General features: G+C 39.8%; 16 protein-coding genes and 3 pseudogenes. 10 read left to right on the plus strand and 9 right to left on the minus strand.

Going from position 1 to position 19365, the window contains the following annotated elements; translation table 11 throughout:
* Positions 1 to 12: 12 nt before the first annotated feature.
* The 7 genes from AC1M9I_RS07900 (at position 13) to rplS (ending at position 6926) form a co-directional block, all read left to right on the plus strand.
* Positions 13 to 3684: a PilC/PilY family type IV pilus protein gene (locus tag AC1M9I_RS07900; RefSeq protein WP_481594821.1), complete on the plus strand. Its 3672-nt coding sequence runs from the start codon at positions 13 to 15 to the stop codon at positions 3682 to 3684.
* 9 nt (positions 3685 to 3693) lie between these two features.
* Positions 3694 to 4191: a type IV pilin protein gene (locus AC1M9I_RS07905; protein ID WP_481594822.1), complete on the plus strand. Its 498-nt coding sequence runs from the start codon at positions 3694 to 3696 to the stop codon at positions 4189 to 4191.
* Positions 4175 to 4639, plus strand: coding sequence for a type IV pilin protein (locus AC1M9I_RS07910; RefSeq protein ID WP_481610887.1), 465 nt, complete (start codon positions 4175 to 4177; stop codon positions 4637 to 4639). Before AC1M9I_RS07905 ends, AC1M9I_RS07910 begins: the two co-directional genes overlap by 17 nt.
* A gap of 144 nt (positions 4640 to 4783) precedes the next feature.
* Positions 4784 to 5041, plus strand: coding sequence for a 30S ribosomal protein S16 (gene rpsP, locus AC1M9I_RS07915; protein WP_035264308.1), 258 nt, complete (start codon positions 4784 to 4786; stop codon positions 5039 to 5041).
* Between the two features lie 18 nt (positions 5042 to 5059).
* Positions 5060 to 5608 carry a ribosome maturation factor RimM gene (gene rimM, locus AC1M9I_RS07920; RefSeq protein WP_035264305.1) on the plus strand — a complete coding sequence of 183 codons (549 nt, stop codon included), beginning with the start codon at positions 5060 to 5062 and terminating at the stop codon, positions 5606 to 5608.
* Between the two features lie 26 nt (positions 5609 to 5634).
* Positions 5635 to 6375, plus strand: coding sequence for a tRNA (guanosine(37)-N1)-methyltransferase TrmD (trmD, locus tag AC1M9I_RS07925; protein WP_092766672.1), 741 nt, complete (start codon positions 5635 to 5637; stop codon positions 6373 to 6375).
* Positions 6376 to 6554: 179 nt separating this feature from the next.
* Positions 6555 to 6926: a 50S ribosomal protein L19 gene (rplS, locus tag AC1M9I_RS07930; RefSeq protein ID WP_004787066.1), complete on the plus strand. Its 372-nt coding sequence runs from the start codon at positions 6555 to 6557 to the stop codon at positions 6924 to 6926.
* A gap of 60 nt (positions 6927 to 6986) precedes the next feature.
* Here rplS and AC1M9I_RS07935 read toward each other — a convergent pair.
* From AC1M9I_RS07935 to AC1M9I_RS07965, 7 genes and pseudogenes are all read right to left on the minus strand, one after another.
* Positions 6987 to 7951 (minus strand): annotated as a pseudogene (locus AC1M9I_RS07935) (esterase/lipase family protein).
* A 159-nt stretch (positions 7952 to 8110) separates the two neighbouring features.
* Positions 8111 to 9086, minus strand: a pseudogene (locus tag AC1M9I_RS07940) (lipase family alpha/beta hydrolase).
* 227 nt (positions 9087 to 9313) lie between these two features.
* A pseudogene (locus AC1M9I_RS07945) lies at positions 9314 to 10288 on the minus strand (lipase family alpha/beta hydrolase).
* A 163-nt stretch (positions 10289 to 10451) separates the two neighbouring features.
* Complete coding sequence (locus AC1M9I_RS07950; RefSeq protein ID WP_081403225.1) at positions 10452 to 11441, minus strand: lipase family alpha/beta hydrolase; 990 nt, start codon at positions 11439 to 11441, stop codon at positions 10452 to 10454.
* Between the two features lie 221 nt (positions 11442 to 11662).
* A complete protein-coding gene (locus tag AC1M9I_RS07955; protein ID WP_180028914.1) occupies positions 11663 to 12646 on the minus strand; it encodes an esterase/lipase family protein in 984 nt (327 codons plus the stop codon).
* Positions 12647 to 12929: 283 nt separating this feature from the next.
* On the minus strand, positions 12930 to 13916 hold the full coding sequence (locus AC1M9I_RS07960) for an esterase/lipase family protein (RefSeq protein WP_481597524.1): 987 nt from the start codon (positions 13914 to 13916) through the stop codon (positions 12930 to 12932).
* A 37-nt stretch (positions 13917 to 13953) separates the two neighbouring features.
* Complete coding sequence (locus AC1M9I_RS07965; protein ID WP_481610888.1) at positions 13954 to 14994, minus strand: lipase secretion chaperone; 1041 nt, start codon at positions 14992 to 14994, stop codon at positions 13954 to 13956.
* A 146-nt stretch (positions 14995 to 15140) separates the two neighbouring features.
* On the opposite strand from AC1M9I_RS07965, the gene truB reads away from it, so the two are divergent.
* From truB to AC1M9I_RS07980, 3 genes are all read left to right on the plus strand, one after another.
* Positions 15141 to 16046 carry a tRNA pseudouridine(55) synthase TruB gene (gene truB / locus AC1M9I_RS07970; RefSeq protein WP_481593377.1) on the plus strand — a complete coding sequence of 302 codons (906 nt, stop codon included), beginning with the start codon at positions 15141 to 15143 and terminating at the stop codon, positions 16044 to 16046.
* A gap of 12 nt (positions 16047 to 16058) precedes the next feature.
* A complete protein-coding gene (locus AC1M9I_RS07975) occupies positions 16059 to 16826 on the plus strand; it encodes a sulfite exporter TauE/SafE family protein (protein WP_092766679.1) in 768 nt (255 codons plus the stop codon).
* Between the two features lie 148 nt (positions 16827 to 16974).
* Entirely contained in the window at positions 16975 to 17433 is a 459-nt protein-coding gene (locus AC1M9I_RS07980; protein ID WP_035264279.1) for a hemerythrin domain-containing protein, read from the plus strand.
* Positions 17434 to 17469: 36 nt separating this feature from the next.
* On the opposite strand, the gene AC1M9I_RS07985 is transcribed toward AC1M9I_RS07980, so the two are convergent.
* Positions 17470 to 18348 carry an EamA family transporter gene (locus AC1M9I_RS07985; RefSeq protein WP_481590085.1) on the minus strand — a complete coding sequence of 293 codons (879 nt, stop codon included), beginning with the start codon at positions 18346 to 18348 and terminating at the stop codon, positions 17470 to 17472.
* A 101-nt stretch (positions 18349 to 18449) separates the two neighbouring features.
* Positions 18450 to 19331: an EamA family transporter gene (locus AC1M9I_RS07990; protein WP_481590084.1), complete on the minus strand. Its 882-nt coding sequence runs from the start codon at positions 19329 to 19331 to the stop codon at positions 18450 to 18452.
* Between the last annotated feature and the right edge of the window lie 34 nt (positions 19332 to 19365).

The following is a 19365-nucleotide window of genomic DNA, read 5'->3' on the forward strand; positions in this document are numbered from 1 at the left end:
TGGGGATGTATTGTGAATAAAAATATAAAGAATCATTTTACAAAAAAGATGATTGCGCAAAGTATTGCAGTCGTGATGGCATTGGGTGCGATCCCAATGCAATTGAGTGCCAGTGATCTACAAATTTATCAAAATCCTGTAGCAAAAAATAATCCGATTATCATGTTGGCGATTGATAACTCGATGAGTATGAGTGCAGTAGATGCAACTTATAAAGGTCAAAGTGTTAGCCGTTTGAATGCATTAAAAAACTCATTGGTAGATGCCTTAAATGCAAAGGACTTATCAGGAAATTATCGTATTCCAGATAATGTTTATATTGGGGTATCGGTGTTTACGTCAACGGGTGAAATAGGGACAACAGAAGATTGGTTAAGCTATGGTGAAAATGCTCGTTCATCTAAAATCTTACTAGAAGCAAAACAACTTACACCTGCTCACCGTACGGATTTAATCAATAAAATTAATAGTATTGGAGCCGTAGGTAGTACGCCCACACCACTATTACTCTCAGAAACTTATGCGTATTTACTTGGAAATCGTACCTTTGGGGCTAACCTAAAAGGCATCGATTTACTTCCTTCATCTAAATATTCTAATTATAGCCGTGGTTTATCTGGAGCATCATTTGCGCCAGCGGACATTCGCAAAGCGGATGGTAGTTATAGAGCGCCACTCAACAAGTTGAATAACAGTGATGCCCAATGTAGTACGCAAGGTGTTTTTTTCTTAACAGATGGGGCGCCAGTTGGTTTGAGACCAAAGACGGTACTCCCTGTCATGCAAAATGCGTTGGCAGATGACAGCTTTACTTGTGAAGGCTCGCCCTTAAAAGATGTCTATTACAATTACGGTAATGCCAAAGGTGCCAGTGGTGCCGCGACCTTCAATGGCGAGTTTAAGGAAATGGCGACGCAGCCATATCGTTTTTATGAAGATGATATTGGTAATGCTGTGTCAGCCAATCAAACCACCTGGCAAAACCGTAGTTCATGGGCTTGTGTGGGTAAGATGGTTCAGCGTTTGGCAAATCAAACACAGATGACCAGCGATGCGAATCAGAAGCGTGTTTATACATCTACTGTAGGTTTTGGTCCCTTATTCCAAAAGCATCCACGAGAAACCTGTCGTGATTATGACAATGACGGTCTATACGATCATTGTACTTTTGATAGTAGCTATACAGGTTCTGGAAATGACATTTCCAATAGTATGAATGCTCAAGCATTAAAACAGTTGGGGAATGTGATTGGTAAAGGGGATACCTACGGGACTCGCCAAGAAATTGGGGGGTATACCCAAGCGACTTCTGGTGAAGATATTCAGAATGCATTGAATACCTTCTTGGTTGCCGTCTCTCACGGTAACTTTGAGGCTGCTAGTTTCGGTACTTATGTGGTGCCATTTGACCGTTTATCAACAAGTTCAGCATATCCTTATGTGTTCGCACCGCAGTTTCAACCACAGGTGAGCACAGCAAATTCGGTATTGGCTTCCACACATCAATTATGGTTAGGGAACTTAAAGAAATACAGTATTAACGCTCAAGCTGTGATGATTGATCGTGCGGGGAAAGAGGTACTTGATCGATCAGGTGCAATACGAACAAATACGCAGGATTTTTGGAACAATACTGGAATAGATGATGGTTTGAGTGCAATTCAAGGGGGCGTGTTCTCTCGGATTGCCACACCTTCACCACTAGCAGGTTTTACTGCTACAGACAAAATAAAAACGCGCCCGTTATTCACCAATGCAACGATTGCCACAACGGGTGATCAAGCAAAACGATTGGTAGGTTCTGAGAATGGACAACTGACGAAATTAACGACACAGAATGTGCTGGCCGCGACCTATATTGATTCAACCAAGTCGGGGTGGCGACAAAATGTATATCAACCCTATTTACTGTCGGCTTTGGGTTATCGACTTGATAAAAACTACTTAAGTAGCTTACCTGCTGGATACATTTGGAATGATCTAAATAAGGTTAAAGATCTTAAGGTGATGCAGCAAATGGGAGGCGTTGTTCACTCGGAACCATTGTTGGTGACGCTCGAAGCAAAATATAACGCGGGGTCTGGTACTATATTAGCGAATACCCGTAATGCGACACATCGAAAAGATTACGTGGTATTTGGGACGATGCAAGGATTATTGCATGTTGTGGATCAAGAAACTGGTGAAGAGGCATTTAGTTTCTTAGCTCATGAAATGGTTCAAGATCCAAGTCGACGAGACGCGTTACTTGAACAGTCCAATACACTATTGTCATCTGCGCATCCTATTTATGGCATGGATGGATCATGGACTTCAGATGTTCAATATAAGATTGATCAGAACAACAATAAGTTTATTGCTGCGAAAGCCAACATTTATGGTGGTATGCGCATGGGTGGGCGTAGTTATTATGCCTTGGATATGAAAAATCCGAACCAACCTGAATTACTTTTCCATGTTGATCCAAGTTCTGGAACGATAAAGAGTAAATCAACATCAGTGAGCGGCACAAATCAATCAGATGCCTTAAAAGCTATGGGATATAGTTGGTCTAAACCTACCATTGCTAAAATTCGTTTTGACGGCAAAGTTAAAACGGTCATGATTGTGGGTGGTGGCTATGATATGGCCTATGAAACGGATGGTTATCAGCCTCAATCTGCATTAACTGGTCAACGAGCTAATCAAGGGGCGGGCGTCTATATTTTTGATGCTGAAACGGGCGAATTATTGTGGAATGCACGCTATGGCAACCAATCGAATCAAACCAGTGTTGATGTTAAGCATGCTGAGATGAAATATAGTGTGGTCAGTCAAATTAAAGCATTTGACCGCAATACGGATGGTTTAATCGATCACCTATATTTTGGTGATTTAGGTGGGCAAGTGTGGCGCGTCGATCTCAATAATCGTCTTGGAACGAATACAACCGCGTTTGGACGAGTGACACGTCTTGCTGATTTTAGTGCGTATCACCAACGTTTTTATGAAATGCCTGCTTTGACCATCCATGATCTGAATGGTGAGCGATTTGGTGCGGTGAGTATTGCGTCAGGAAATCGCAGCTTTCCATTAAATACCAGCAATATTTATGACAATCGAGTCTATGTGTTACATGATTATGACTTGGCACAACCGAATTTATTTCAAGCGAATTTTGCTAAAACACAAAACCTTACCGAAGCTCATTTAACTGCATGGTCTAATTTATCAGGTACAACAGTGCCACATCTGATGAACCGTAATAAGCGTGGTTGGTTCTATGTGCTGCAACGAACAACGTCTAAAAACGAAACAGCGAATACTGGTACAGTTAAAGCATTAAATGGTTATATTGCGATCGCAAATAGTCCAAGTCATTCAGATTTATATGTTTCTTTATACAATCCAAATGATGCGTCGTCACAACAACCGAACCAATGTACTGGGGGCATTAAAGGAGCAAGTCGTACCTTAAAGCTTTGCTTGCCGTATGGTGTTTGTGGAGATGCTGGATCAACGTCTAATCTTCAAAATAAAATTGTGGCAGAAATCTCAGAGACTAAGTCTGATGGGATTAGTAAGCTAAACAGCGTACCTATTGTCCAAAATGGTAAAAAGAAAACGACTTTGCTGGGCGGTGGTTATACCAACTACATCACAACCAAAGTGCTGAAAGCTTATAACTGGTTTGAGCGTCAGTAGGTGGTTACCATGAATCAAAAAGGTTTTACGCTGATTGAGTTGATGGTTGTTGTGGTGATGATTGCCATATTGATGACAATCGCAGTGCCATCTTACCAAAGTTATTTAAAACGTAATGCTGCTGCACATGCTCAGCAAGAAGTATCCAAAATTATTGAACAACTTGAACGCTATAAAAGTCGCAGTTTTTCCTATCGAGGTTTTGATGCGAAGTATATCTACGATCAAGATACTTCAATGACGAGTATTTCCCTGCCTGATGCGAAGAAACCAAAATATGTGATTAGTATTGCCGATATCAGTGAAAAAACACCTAAAACCTTATTAAGTTCAGATCAGGGCTTGGGACGGGCATGGGGGATTCGAGCTGTACCAACGCAGACAGGCTATGATGCGTTTTTGGCGACGAGTCAGGGTATTCGTTGTAAAACAGAATATTTGGTGGAAAATGACTTAAAAGAAGTCAATGCATATACAGGATGTGGTGCAAATGCAAAACAATGGTAATTCAGGATTTACTTTAGTAGAGATTATGATTGCAGTGGTCATCATTGGAATTTTAGCCATGATTGCCTATCCGTCCTACCAAGAATATGTTCGTAAAACTAAACGTGTCGAAGTAAAAACCACATTGGCAGATATTGTAGCTCGACTTCAGCACTATCAGGTTGCGAATTACAGTTATATTAAACCGGATGGCAAAGCAGTCACGTTGGCTGAATTGGGATTTCAGACCAATGCGCAAAATCGAGTTGAAGTTCCGCATTATGATCCTGTCTATACGGTTGGTATATCAGATGTAACCAACAACAGTTGGGTGTTGAGTGCAGTGCCTGTCAGTGGAAAATTGATGCAAACAGATGGTCACTTTGTCATAAATGAAGCCAATGAAAAATGTTGGGTGAAAGCAGCTTCTTGTACACCTTCTTCAAGTACAAACTGGGATGGAAAATAAATTTAAATTCAAAAATGTGGATAAATAATTTTTGAGCTTTCAATCGGATCAAAGTTCACGTAAAATACTGCCCTCTATGAAAGGGGTTTGAAATGTATCGATGGTCGGTGCAGGGATAATCCGTAAAAACTATAAGGTTCTATCATGGTTGTTATTCGTCTTGCACGCGGTGGTGCTAAAAAACGTCCGTTCTATCAAATCATCGTGACTGATAGCCGTAATGCACGTGACGGTCGTTTCATCGAACGTATCGGTTTCTTCAACCCTACAGCTCAAGGTAAAGCAGAAAAACTTCGTTTAGATGCTGATCGTTTCGCTCACTGGGTTGCTCAAGGTGCTCAACCTTCTGAACGTGTTGCTTCATTAGCTGCTCAAGCTAAAAAAGCTGCAGCTGCTGTTTAATACGGTAGAAGCTAGCCCATGACACCAACACAGAATGTTCCCGAAGATCGTATTCAGATTGGACAGCTACGTTCAGCTTATGGATTAAATGGGTGGCTCTGGGTCTATTCCAATACAGAACCTATGAGCAACATCTTTGACTATCTGCCTTGGTACATCGAGACCAAAGCAGGTTGGCAAATTGTAGATGTGAAACGTTGGAAGCCACATGGCAAAGGCTTAGTTGTTTCGCTGAAAGGTGTGAGTGATCGTACTGCAGCAGACAATTTAGTTGGCGCAAATATCTGGATTTCTAAATCGCAACTGCCTCAACCAGGCGTGGACGAGTATTATTGGTCTGATCTAAAGGGTCTAACAGTGTTAGGTCTGGATGATGAAGAGCAAGAAGTCAATCTTGGTCAAATCCACGAATTGTTTGAAACAGGTGCTAACGATGTGATGGTAGTTCGCGCAACTGCTGACAGTGTCGATGGCGAAGAGCGAATGATTCCATGGCATAAAGATGTGGTGCAACGCGTTGATCTCGAAACTGGTCGTATCTATGTCAATTGGGGCGTAGATTACTAATATTTTCGGAAATACGGGAGTCTGCGATGTTTTTTGCAGTCATTACGCTTTTTCCTGAAATGTTTGAAGCGATTACAAGTTTTGGTATTAGCGGTCGCGCAGCGAAACGCGATTTAATGCAAATTCATTGTATTAATCCTCGTGATTTTGCAACAGGGAACTACAAACGAGTGGATGAGCGTCCATTTGGTGGTGGTCCTGGTATGGTGATGATGGCTGAGCCATTGGCAAAAGCAATTCATCGTGCCAAAGAGCTTGCAACGCAAGCAGGTGCTGTTCATGTACCTGTGGTGTATATGTCGCCACAAGGTAAAACCTTAAATGAACCTTCAGTACAAGATTTCGTGCAATATGACGGATTAATTGTATTGTGTGGTCGTTATGAAGGTGTTGATGAGCGTTTGATCCAAAAATATGTTGATCAGGAATGGTCCATAGGGGATTACGTTTTATCTGGGGGAGAACTGCCTGCGATGGTTTTATTGGACAGTATTATTCGGAGACTTCCGGGTGCAATGTCTGATGAACAATCACACGTTCAAGACTCATTTGTGGATGGTTTACTCGACTGTCCGCAATATACAAAGCCTGATCATTTTGAAGGTTTGGATGTGCCTGAGGTACTAAAATCAGGTCATCATGCAAATATTGAAAAATGGCGTTTTTTGCAGCGCTATCAACGAACGCTTGAACGTCGACCTGAATTGGTTGAAAAAGTTGAGTTGACTAAGCAGCAAAAGAAATGGCTCAAAGATTCGCAAAAATAAATCTTTTAGATTTATTTAAGCAAATATGACCTCAAGTATATTGCTTGAAGTATTAAATAGGCTCTTTATGCATTGAAGCGGTCAAGCATGAAGGGAAAGTCAATCGGGTCTATGCGCCTTAGCCTCTAGCCCCAGTGGATATCAGACCTCTTCTGACCCACACATATTGGAGATACCCCATGAGCGGTAAGCATCCTTTAGTACAAGCTGTAGAAAATGCTCAGCTTAAACAAGACATCCCAGCTTTTGCACCAGGTGACACAGTAGTTGTCCAAGTAAAAGTAAAAGAAGGCGACCGTGAACGTCTACAAGCGTTCGAAGGCGTTGTAATCGCTAAGAAAAACCGTGGTTTGAACTCTGCGTTCACAGTACGTAAAATTTCTAGCGGTGTTGGTGTTGAGCGTGTTTTCCAAACTCATTCACCAATTGTAGCTAAAATCGAAGTTAAACGTCGTGGTGACGTTCGTCGTGCTAAACTTTATTACCTACGTGAACTTTCTGGTAAAGCTGCACGTATTCGTGAAAAGTTACCAGCTCGTAAACAAGGTTAATTTTAGCCTTGCTTCGAAGCAAAAAAATGCGCCTTTTGGCGCATTTTTTATGATCAAAACTTACAAACCTTGAATCTTCAAACGATTGGCATGTTGTCTAAAGATTGATACTGGATCGGGAGCAAAGAAGCCTTTAAGCCCAAGTATTTGATTGACTTCATCAAAATGATTTAAGTTGTAATTATCACGAATTACTTTGCCGTATTTAGCACTACAAATAGGCACGAGACCATCGTGATTGCGTTCATTAGGCATAATCGCTGTCCCTAAGACAACATTGCGGTATCTAAAATATCGAGAACATTGGTCACCTTTGAAGAACCAATCCAAGAATAATGATATACGCCGTTAGCCGTTTGTGATGAACCGTTAGAATTACAGTCTTTTGGGATCGCAGCAGAAGGGAACTTTTGATTAAATTCTAAAGAACCTTTTACAGAAAGATCATACATGGATTGTTCGTAATTAACGCTAAGACTTGGATTACCTTCCATAATTGAAATTGCAGGTGCCAAAATATCACCAATAACTAATTTTGCTACACTATTAAGCACTTTACTATTTACGAAAGTATCTCCTAGGGGAGAGCCCTTAATGCTGCCTGCAACAGCAGTCAGTGAAGCAACTTTCTCAGGAGCAATGGCTTCAACGTAACGTACAGTAGGTCCACCATGACTATGGCCGATCAAATTGACCTTGTCTTTACCCGTAATAGCTAAAGCTGTTTCCACTTGTTGTAACAGTTGCTCACCACGAACCACAGTTGATTCGACAGGAGACATTTGAGCGACAAAAACACGTGCACCATTTCGTGCGAGGTCAGGGGTAATTTGATAGAACTGATCTAAACCGAAATGTTCTGTACCAATGCGGCTAAAACCTAATGCAAAGCCATGGGCCATTACAATAGGGTACTTAGTTTGCGCATAATTGGTATTTACGTATTTAGCTTCGACATCGATCAGGCCGGAAGCATATGTAAGTTGAGATAAACCTACGAGACTTAGCAGAAGTGCTGGGATCATTTTTTTTTGTTTTCATTTTTTCTTCCTTAAAAAGACAATATTTATTGTCAAAAAATATTGTAAAGAAAAACTAAACAAAAATAAGATAAATCCGACTAAATGTTGATCATTATTAAACTGAAAAGAAAGGGTGAAAAATTCACCCTTTGTGTTTAGGTTTTATAGCCTTTGGAGTTTAAGTCGATTTGCATGCTGACGATAAACATCTACAGCACTTGGTGCAAAAATGCTTTTTAAACCGAGTAGATGGTTAATTTCATCTAAATGATTCCATTTATAATTATCACGAATGACCTTGCCAAATCGAGCGGAGCAACGCCCTACAATTCCATCTCCATCTTTTTCAGCCAAAAGAGAAGAAGCTAACATGCCATAATCAGATGGATCTAAAGCGGTATTAAATGGAGAGTTACCCATAAATGAATAATAATGAGTATTGTTGACACGATAAGCCCCTTCGCCACATTGGGTTATAGGTACGCCATTTGGGAAATTCTGACTAAATTTGAGTGATTCTTTCGTTCCTAAACTTTGTAGGGCTGCTTTAGCATCATAAGGAAAGACTTTTGGATCAAGACCAGATGCGAATGTAATCACTGGCGATACCAGATTGTCAAAAATCACGCGAGCAGGTGCTTCTAAAATATTACCTACTAATACCTTCTAGTATATCAGCCATTCTTGCTCCCTGATTTCCAGAAGCAATTGTCGTAACAGATGCGACATGATCAGGTATAACACCTGCAATATATCGAACAGTCTGACCACCATGACTATGTCCGATTAAATTCACTTTTTGCTTGCCGGTAATGGCAAGTATCTCTTCAACTTGACTCAGTGCTTGTTCGCCTCGCACTTCACTTGAGTTCATCGTTGAAACACGTGTTTGCCAGATGTTTGCACCATTTCGAGCAAGATCAGGAGTGATCTGATAAAAGTAGTCAACACCGACCATACTACCAAAGCCAAATAAGCCATGGGCAAGCACAATAGGGTATTGGGTTTGTGCATAATTTGATTTAGGTGTTTTGACGGTATGGTTAACGGCTAAATCTTTAATATGCGTTGAGGCTTGTGCAACAGGAAGAAAACATGAACCTATGCATAGGCTCATGACTATTTTTTTTAGTTTCATTTTCGATACTCATTCAGTGATTCGTTTATTTTTATGATTCAGGCGATATCCATCGCCATAATTTAAGATACTAAAATTGTGACTTAAGTCTATAAAAAATAGATAAATTGCAAATTTATTGATATAAATTGGATGGGTGACCCATTTATAGGATAGATATGTCATGCTAATGAGGGCTATTTAAACAGTCTGGACCCATCTAGAGATGAGTGCAGACAAAAAATATATTAGAGACCTTGTTGTTTAAGCCGATTTGCATGTTGACGATACATCGAGACTGGATCTGGCGCAAAGACACTTTTTAAACCAAGCACTTGATTGACTTCATCTAGATGATTCCAATTGAGATCATCACGGATGGTTTTACCGAATTTCGCACTACAACGTGAAACGAGGCCATCATTATCTTGACCACCATCAATTAATAGACTGGTAATTTTTAAAGCTGAGTCTAGATCAAGTGGGTTTGTGACCGTTCCGATACCCGTAAAGGAATAGTTATATATTCCTTGTTCACGATATAAACCTTCAGAGCATGAGTTTTGAGGAACGCCTATAGGATATTTTTGATTAAATATTGCTGATCCTGCTAAGCTCAAACTATTGGCTCCCGCAAGTGAGTCATGAGGGAAGGATGCTGGATTAAGTCCCTGTGCCCAAATAATAGCTTTAGACAGTAGATTGACTACAGCCACAATAGGTGTTTCAAGGATTGGTGCTGTATCACGAATTTTTAATATAAAATCAGACACTGGTGAGCCTTGATGTGGCGCCCCAATCGTTGTCATTGATGCGACTAATTCAGGTCTTACACCTGCGACATATCGAATTGTGGGCCCTCCGTGAGAGTGACCGATTAGATTGACCTTAGGCGACCCAGTGAGTGCAATGACTTCTTCAACTTGATGTAAAAGTTGCTCACCCCGAATTTCTGATGAGTTAAATGGCGATACACGGGAAGCCCATACATTTGCACCGTTACGGGCGAGATCAGGTAAAATTTGATACCAATAATCTACACCGAGTGGATCAGTGCCAATACGGATAAAACCAGACATTCCGTGACTAAATACGATTGGATACTGGGTTTTTGCATAGATAGTTTAAAATTTTGAAGTCACTTGTTCAGGTGTTGTAGCAGCGTAACTCGTGCCAATTAAACAGGCGAAAGAGAGGCATGTCCCCAAAATAAATTTTCTCATCTCTATTCCTTAGATGGATTGAAATACTCGACAATTTCCGTTGTCACAATAAGAGTATAGCGAAGCAAAAGGAAAGAAAAGAAAAGTGGATTTAAACTTTAGGGAACAATTTTTAAGATAAGCCTCCATAATTTCGTGATGAGCGTATGGAGGCTTGAGAAGATTATAGTCCTTGAAGTTTCAAACGATTTGCGTGTTGTCGATAAACCGATACTGGATCTGCTGCAAAAATGCTAGTCATCCCCATCATTTGATTGACCTCATCTAAATGATTCCAACGGTAATCATCCCGAATCGTTTGTCCGAAGCGAGCACTGCAAACTGGGACTAAACCATCATTTGCACCTTCCTTAGATACAATGAAAGATGCCGCTTGCATTGCATAATCCGATGGATCAAGGGCATTGGTAAACGGTGTATTACCAGTAAATGAATACATACGCATGCCATTGACTTGATATGCACCCTCACCACATTTTGTGGTTGGTACACCCGCAGGGAAACGTTCTGTAAATGCTAATGAGCCTGCTGTAGATAAACTTTTAGCCGAGGCAAGCGAATCATGTGGCAGGCTTTTCGCATTTAATCCTTGTGCCCAAACAATTGCTCCCGAGACAAAATTCATCGCTGTCGCAAGCACAGTATCAAGTCCTGTTCCTTCTGAACGCAAGATAAAGTCTGCCATAGGTGATCCTTTATTCACACCAGCGACAGTGGTCATGGATGCCACATGTTCAGGAATTGTTCCACCAATATAACGTATTGATGGTCCACCTTGACTATGCCCAATTAAGTTCACTTTTTGTGCACCAGTAATGGCTAAAATATCTTCAACTTGTTGAAGCAATTGCTCTCCACGAATTTCGTTGGAGTTGAATGGAGATACTCGTGTAGGCCAGACATTGGCACCATTACGCGCTAGATCTGGCAGGATTTGGTGCCAATAATCTAAACCAAAGCTCTCTGTACCAAGACGGACAAATCCTGTTAGTCCGTGTGCAAATACGATTGGGTATTTAGTTTTTGCGTAGGTATTGTATTTGCCAAGTGTCGAGGTCACAGGTTTCACTTCTAATGCAGAAGCATTAGATAATTGAGTCGTTAAGCAAGCTGCAGACGTAAGTAGGCACGCCATAATTTTGTTGTATTTCATCATCATCCTCAACTTTTTATTATCAAACCCTAATCCTAGAGTTAAATTGATTATAGTGATGTAAATCACATTTTAAATATCGAATAGATGAATGGTAAATTTTTAAGGTTAAAAAAGAGAGGTAGATTTGATCAATGAACTATCTTGATGAAGATTTGAATCTGCTTTCAAATCCAGCTTAATGAATTTGAAAGCAATTGCTCAATTAAAGAGCTAGAGATTTAAAGTCCTTGTAATTTAAGGCGGTTGGCGTGCTGTCTATAAACTGCAACTGGGTCAGGAGCAAAAAGTCCTTTAATTCCGAACAGCAAGTTCACCTCATCTAAATGATTCCACGGAAAGTCATCACGAATAGTTTTACCAAAATGGGCACTACAAACTGGAACGATGCCATCATTTTTTCCTGCTTTATGAACCGACAAACGGTCAAGTAGAACCATGACAGGGTCACCTAGATCCAAGGCATTCGTAAAAGGCTTGTTTCCTGTCATTGAATATAAATGAATTCCTTTTTCTTGATAAGCACCTTCGCCACAGTGGGTTAATGGTAAACCGAGAGGGAATTTTTGATTAAACAAGGCAGTTCCTTCAACAGATGTACTCACACCAGCGGCCATCGCATCATGTGGGAACGTATCAGCAGGAAGACCTTGCGCCCACATAATGACTTTACCAAAAGTGCTGATGAGAACATTCAGTAGCTCTGATGTTCCTGTTTTATCTGCGATTTTTAATACATCTGACGCGATGATTGTGCCTTTGTTGGCACCGGCTACAGTCATCACCGATGCAACATGTTCAGGCATTACACCTGCGGCATAACGAACAGAGTTTGCACCATGACTATGACCAATCAGATTGAGTTTGTCAGCACCAGTAATCGCCATGACTTCTTCAAGTTGTTGAACATATTGTTCACCTCGGACTTCAGAAGAATTGAAAGGAGACATTCTAGCCGCCCATGTGTTTGCACCGTTTCTTGCTAGATCAGGTAAAATTTGATACCAGTAATCCATGCCTAGACTTTCAGTGCCCAAACGTATAAATCCAACCATTCCATGAGCGAATACAATAGGATATTTCGTTTTGGCATAATCAGATTTGACACTTGAGACTTTGATCTGTTGAGCTTGAGTAGCATAAGTTGTCGTAGATGTTAGACATAGCGCTGTCACCAGCGAGCCTAGAATGTGTTTTATTTTCATTATTATTCCTAGTTTTTTAGTGAATCTATGATGTTCTTCCAGATGAACATACAGAAGACCTTAAAAGATGTTATTGAATGCAACAAGATACAAAAAATGCCAATTTAGCTTGCCGAATTAACATATAAAAAGCAAAAAAGAATCAAAAGTTTAAATAATTAAAGGATTTAATCATTAGCAAATGTGTTCAAAAAGCATTATTTAAATTTTGTCGAGAGTCGCTGATGGTCGGAAAAGCTATTCTGATGAATAGCTTTCCATTTAACTGCGCTATTTTGTGCGTCTAGAGTCCTGTCAGTTTCAAACGATTGGCATGCTGGCGATAAAGTGAAATAGGATCTGGGGCAAATAAACCTTTGAGACCGAACATCATATTAGCTAAATCGGTATGATTTAGTTTGTAATCATCACGAATTACACGTCCAATATGCGTGCTACAGCGCCCAACCATGCCATCATTATCTTTATTGCCATACGCTAAAGGCCCTAGCTGCATTAAAATGGTATCGATATCTAAGAGGTTGGTGGTTTGTGCAACACCAGTCCAAGAATAATAAAAGATTCCGTTGTCTATTGGGTTGCCTAAACGAGTACAACTTGACGCGAGAGCTTTTGTTGGAAAACGTTCATTAAATGCAGCAGAGCCTGTTTCAGTTAATGATTTCATCGAAGCATCAAAGCTGATCGGCATATCAGGACGACCTTGTGCATAAGCAATTAATGGGGGAATGATGTAATCCCCTAAAATATTAAATATTGTTCGAGTTGCTTCATTATTTTGAATTTTATCTGCGACCATAGAACCTCTGAAAGTCCCTCCTACACCAGTAACAGAAGCAACATAGTCGGGTTTTACTGCTGCAACATAACGCGCAGTCGGTCCGCCGTGCGAATGACCAATCAGGTTGACCTTTTTCTGCCCAGTGATCGCAATTACTTCTTCAACCTGAGAAATTAATTGTTCTCCTCGAAATTCAGTCGTATGAGCAGGTGAGAGTTGTGCTGCAAAAACGCGTGCACCATTGCGCGATAGATCAGGTAAGATTTGATACCAATAGTCAATATTGAATGTTTCATTGCCTATGCGAGACCAGCCTAACCAACCGTGTGTCATCACAATAGGATATTTGGTTTTTGCATAACTACCGATCTTTGTCTCATTTACTTCGAGTAATCCCGGACCTGCGTGGGCAGTGAATGAGCTTGATAAGCATAGCGTTGTGACGAATGCTAACGTCGTAGGTATCAATTTAAGTTTTAAGTTTTTCATCGTTCTTCCCTGTGAATGAATGTGTTCCTTGAAAAGATTAATCGGCAAAAGGAAGTTGACCGCCTTGATCATGAACTTGCTCGAATGTTTCTACCCGAAGTTGCTCTTGTGAATTATTAAAATGTTGAGAACGGAGGCGTTGTACAGCTTCCTGCTTTGCACTAGGGCTCATATTACTTTTTACAATGCTGTCACGTTCAGATAAATATTGATTGACCTTGCTTTTCCAATTTGAGCGCTGTCCATCAAGATTTTCTAGACGTTGTGTTGCTTCAGGACCCACTAAGCTGAGACGCATTTGACGAATTTCTTCTGCGCTACCACCACGAGCTTTAATTTCTGCAGTTAATTGACGCAGATCTTCAAGTTGAGAAAGTTGTTTTAAATTTTCTTTCCAATCTTCAGGTAGATCATTGAATAGTTCTTTTAATTTATCGGCTTTTTGTTTTTCAGATAAATTTTTATCTTCCATAACACTCATTCGAGCCAAGGTATAATCATGATATTCATCTTCGATACCAAATAAACCTTCAATTTCATAGTCTGAAAAAAATTGTTTACGCAATGATTTCATCTGATTAAAAATAGCTTTGTAATACTGCGCACTTTCTTTGTCATGGCTTGGTGGTGTTAGGTCACCCATTTTTTCACGATATTGAACATAACGTGACCATAAATCTGTCAGTTGACCTAGTAATGGTTCTTGATAGGTGCTTTGAGCAAATTTAATAAAATCAGCCTTAATTTGCGGAATCTCTTTTTCGCCGTATTGGGTAATAAAAAACTCAAAACAGTTCTTAGTATTTTCATTCACAATCAAACGGTTGGCATTATCGGTTTGGATTTGACAATTGATTTGAATATCTTGCTGACTTTTACTTGCAAAGCTAGAACCATTTACGGTTGTACTTTGTTGTAGCGCCATATTTTCTGATTGAATTTCGGCATCTTGTGCTGCTCGTTGTGAGTTTTCAACAGATTCAGCTGAGTCAGGTTTCAACCATTGAAAGAGAAGAAATAAAACGACCAGACACGCCACAATCAGCAGCGTAATTTTCAATTTAGCTTTTGAATTCATTTCACATCCTATGAAATCATTTAGTTATTATTAATGGTGTAGAATAATTTGCCACAAATGTCACATTTTATGCATAAAAATTTAATCAATATTCGATAAATGGATTTGATAAAATAGCAGTATTTTACTGATCTGAATATTATCTAATGTCTGCTAAATCTCCAAAAATTACTCGACGTCATATAAGTGGTGTATTTCTACTCAACAAACCTTTGGGGATTAGCTCAAATGCAGCATTGCAAAAAGTGCGCTGGCTCTATCGTGCTGAAAAAGGTGGTCATACTGGCGCTTTAGATCCATTAGCATCAGGCTTACTCCCGATTTGCTTAGGTGAAGCGACCAAGTTTTCACACTTTTTACTGGAATCTACTAAACGTTATCAAACGACGATTCAATTGGGAAATAGTACAACTACAGGTGATGTCGAGGGTGAAGTTTTGCTCGAGGCACAACCGATTGAACTTAACGAAGATAAAATTCAAAGTGTGATTCAGCAATTCGTTGGAGACATTCAACAAGTTCCTCCAATGTATTCTGCTTTAAAGAAAGAAGGTCGTCCTTTGTACGAGCTGGCACGTAAAGGAATTGAAATCGAACGTGAGGCTCGTCCAATTCATATTTTCGCGATTGAACTGATGTCTTTCACTCAAGATTCAATTACTTTGGATGTGACATGCTCAAAAGGAACGTATATCCGAGTATTGGGTGAGGATATTGCTAAAGCTTTAGGAAGTTATGGGCACTTAACATATTTACATCGTATTCAAACTGGGCATTTTGGTATTGTGCCAGAGTACACTATTGAATATTTAGAAAGTCTAACTGAACAACAACGTGAAGCATTATTGTTGCCTGCTTATGCGCCTGTGGATCATTTTCCAAAGGTTCAAGTACCAGAAGGTCGTGCAGAATATTTCTGTCGTGGGATGGAAAGTAATATTGATCATCCTGCCGAATCTCAAGTCCTCGTATTTGATGAAAAAAAGTGTTTAGGTTTAGCTGAAATTACTGATAAAAAACGTCTAGTTCCTAAACGTGTATTAAATTTATAAGCGAACTCAATTATGGAATTAGACATCATCCTCAGCCTGATTTTTTTTGCATTTTGCGCAGGCGCGATTGATGCAGCAGTCGGTGGTGGTGGTCTCATTCAGATTCCAGCATTGATGAGTGCTTTTCCTCATATGGCGCCAGCAACATTATTTGGCACCAATAAGCTAGCTGCGGTTGTTGGAACAGCAACATCCGCGTGGACTTTCGCTAAAAAAGTTAAGTTTGAATGGAAGTTATTACTGGTGGTGGCGATATGTGCTGCCATCAGTTCTTTTGCGGGAGCTGCCAGTGTTTCCATGATTCCGAAATCAATCTTGCAGCCCTTTGTCTTGGTGATGCTGATTGTGATGGCAATTTACACATTGTCAAAGAAGGAGTTTGGACAGGTTCATATTGCACAAACGGTAAACACTAAAATTCTGATCCTGGCTGGAATAGGAAGTTTGGCGATTGGGTTTTATGACGGATTATTCGGTCCGGGAACAGGAAGTTTTTTTATTTTTTATTTTATTCGATATTTACAAGTCGATTTTTTGCATGCAGCAGCTTTGGCCAAGATTGGTAATGTGATGACCAATTTAGCCGCTCTTACATTCTTTATTCCTGCAGGCCACATTTTATTTGCAGTGGGTGCCATGATGGCTGTTGCTAATATGATTGGTTCGATTGTGGGGGTGAAATTGGCGCTTAAATACGGTAGTGGTTTTATTCGTATTCTGTTTTTAATTCTGGTATCTATTTTAATTGTTCGATTAAGTTATCAGATGTTCTTAATGTAAACCATTCTCAACATTAAACTTTTTTATACAAATCGCTTCTTAAACCTATCTCGAAGTTATCGACTAAGCTCTTATAGTAAGTTGAGTGTTTTGAAGATCATTCAAGTTTTTCTTTTTTCAAATCATATTTATAAGACAGGATAACAAGATGAATATTTTTGAAGCTTTACGTGAAAGTCATGATGTTCAACGTGAACTTGCTGAGAAGCTGGTTCAAACTTCAGGGGACACGCCAGAACGCCGAACATTATTTGAGCAGCTAAAAAATGAATTGTTTGCTCATGCAGTGGCAGAAGACCGATACTTCTATATTCCACTGATGATGACCGATTCAGGTTTGAATATTACGCGTCATGCATTGGCTGAACATCATGAAATGGACGAATTACTTGAGCAACTCACCGAAACTGAATTCAGTAATCCAGGATGGTTAGCCATCGCAAAAAAATTGTCAGAAACAGTGCATCATCATCTTGAAGAAGAAGAGCATGGCTTTTTTCAGCAAGCAGGAAAAATTCTAGAGGATAAACAAAAAGAGAGTTTGGCTAAAAAATATCAAACTGAATATAAGAAATATAAGAAATTAGATAAAGACAGCTTGGTTTAATCCCATGATAAAAAAGATGGCATGTGCCATCTTTTTTTATGTTTCTATGCCATGTGATTTCATTCTAGCAGCGCGATAAGTAACACCAATTGATGCAATCATAATACAACCCAAAGCAACGGCTTGTAATAAGGTAATGTGTTCATTCAACAGTAACCAACCTGTCAATGCACCTAATGCTGGTGACAAACTTGATAGCGTTCCATAAGACATTTTACTTAAATTCTTTAATGCCAATAAATCCAATGCATAGGGAATGGCTGTAGCCAAAAGCGCAATGACGATGGCTTGTGGCCAATATCCAAATTGAACTAATGCGGATGGATTATGAACCATACTGATCGGTAATAATGTCAATGCTGAGAGGACGATCGCAATGCTGAGAGCATGCATGCCGATATTCTGCCGAACGACTTTCTGTCCAAAATAAATATAGAATGCCCAACAAATGCCTGCACCAATGGCCATAGCAGCACCAAGATATGAAAAGTTAGTCGCATTGGCATCTTGCCAAGGCACCATCAGCACTACACCGAAAATTGCCATGATGACCCAAATGTAATCACTTCGTTGTTGAATTGACAGTAAAGCCAAGGTGAGTGGTCCTAAGAACTCAAGTCCTACTGCAATCCCTTGTGGTAGTTTTCCTAATGATGCATAAAACAAGACATTCATCAAAGCGACTGAACCACTATAAAAGAGAAGATCTTTCCATTTTAAGTAAGGAAGGCGACGAAGAATTTTCCATGAACGGAACATCAATACAACCATAATTGATGCAAAGCATAGACGTAAAGTGACCACAGTAAATGGATCTAAAACTTCAAAAAGCTGCTTTGCGAAGGATGCACTAATTTGATAGGCGATCATGGATAAGACCATGAACAGCACGGCAGTGAGTTGAGCATTTGGCATTGGGAAAACGAAGCCGAATTAAAAAGAGTGAGACTGCTCAAATTTTAACATTATTATGATGACCACAGTGCTTCAATCCATCATGGAAAATGTAGTTTAAATTAAGTATGAGATAATTTTTGTTTGGCGTGTTGAGTGGTATAGGTGCAGCCAACTGAGGCACAAATGATGGTAAACAATGCTAGCCATTGATTCCATAACAATTGCTCACCCAAAAATACAAACCCAGATAATGCGGCAACAGCTGGTTCAATACTCATCAAGGTACCGAAACTTAATGCTGTTAGATTTCGTAGTGCAATCATTTCTAAAGTAAAGGGTAAGGCACTGGCGAGTATTGCTAAAGTGATGAATAACATTAGATGATTAATTTCAAATACGCTTGCTGGCAAACCGATACTGAGGGCAATCGGCATAAGAATGATACTTCCAACAAACATGCCTAAACATACGGTGTGATTACCTGAAACTCCCGAAGGCCGCTGACCAGCAATAATATAAAGTGCCCAACATGCGCCAGCTGCCAACGCAAAAAATACACCAAGTAAATCCAAAGGTTGTTTGGCTTGGTCAAAGGGAAATAAAAGGATCAGTCCAATTATGGCCAAACCAACCCAAATAAAATCAAACTTTTGACGCGCATAATATAAAGCCACACTGAGTGGACCAATAAATTCAAATGAAACTGCTAAACCGAGCGGAAGACGATCAATAGCAAGATAGAACAACATGTTCATGCCAGCTAAAGCGACACCATAACTGACAATGGCTTTCCATTTAATTTGTTTGAATTGAATTTTCCAAACTTGAAAAATAATCGCCAAAATCACAGCACTAAATGTCAGACGTAGGGCTGACACCGTAACGATAGGGAATTGTTCAAATAAAACTTTTGCTAATGAACCACTACTTTGTAGACTGATCATGGCGATCAATAACAAACCGAGTGCTTGTAACTGCGGGTTTATTTTTAACAAAGACATGGTTTTAAATGTATGATGGTTAGATTAGAAAGGG

The organism is Acinetobacter sp. ANC_7553 (assembly GCF_056779895.1).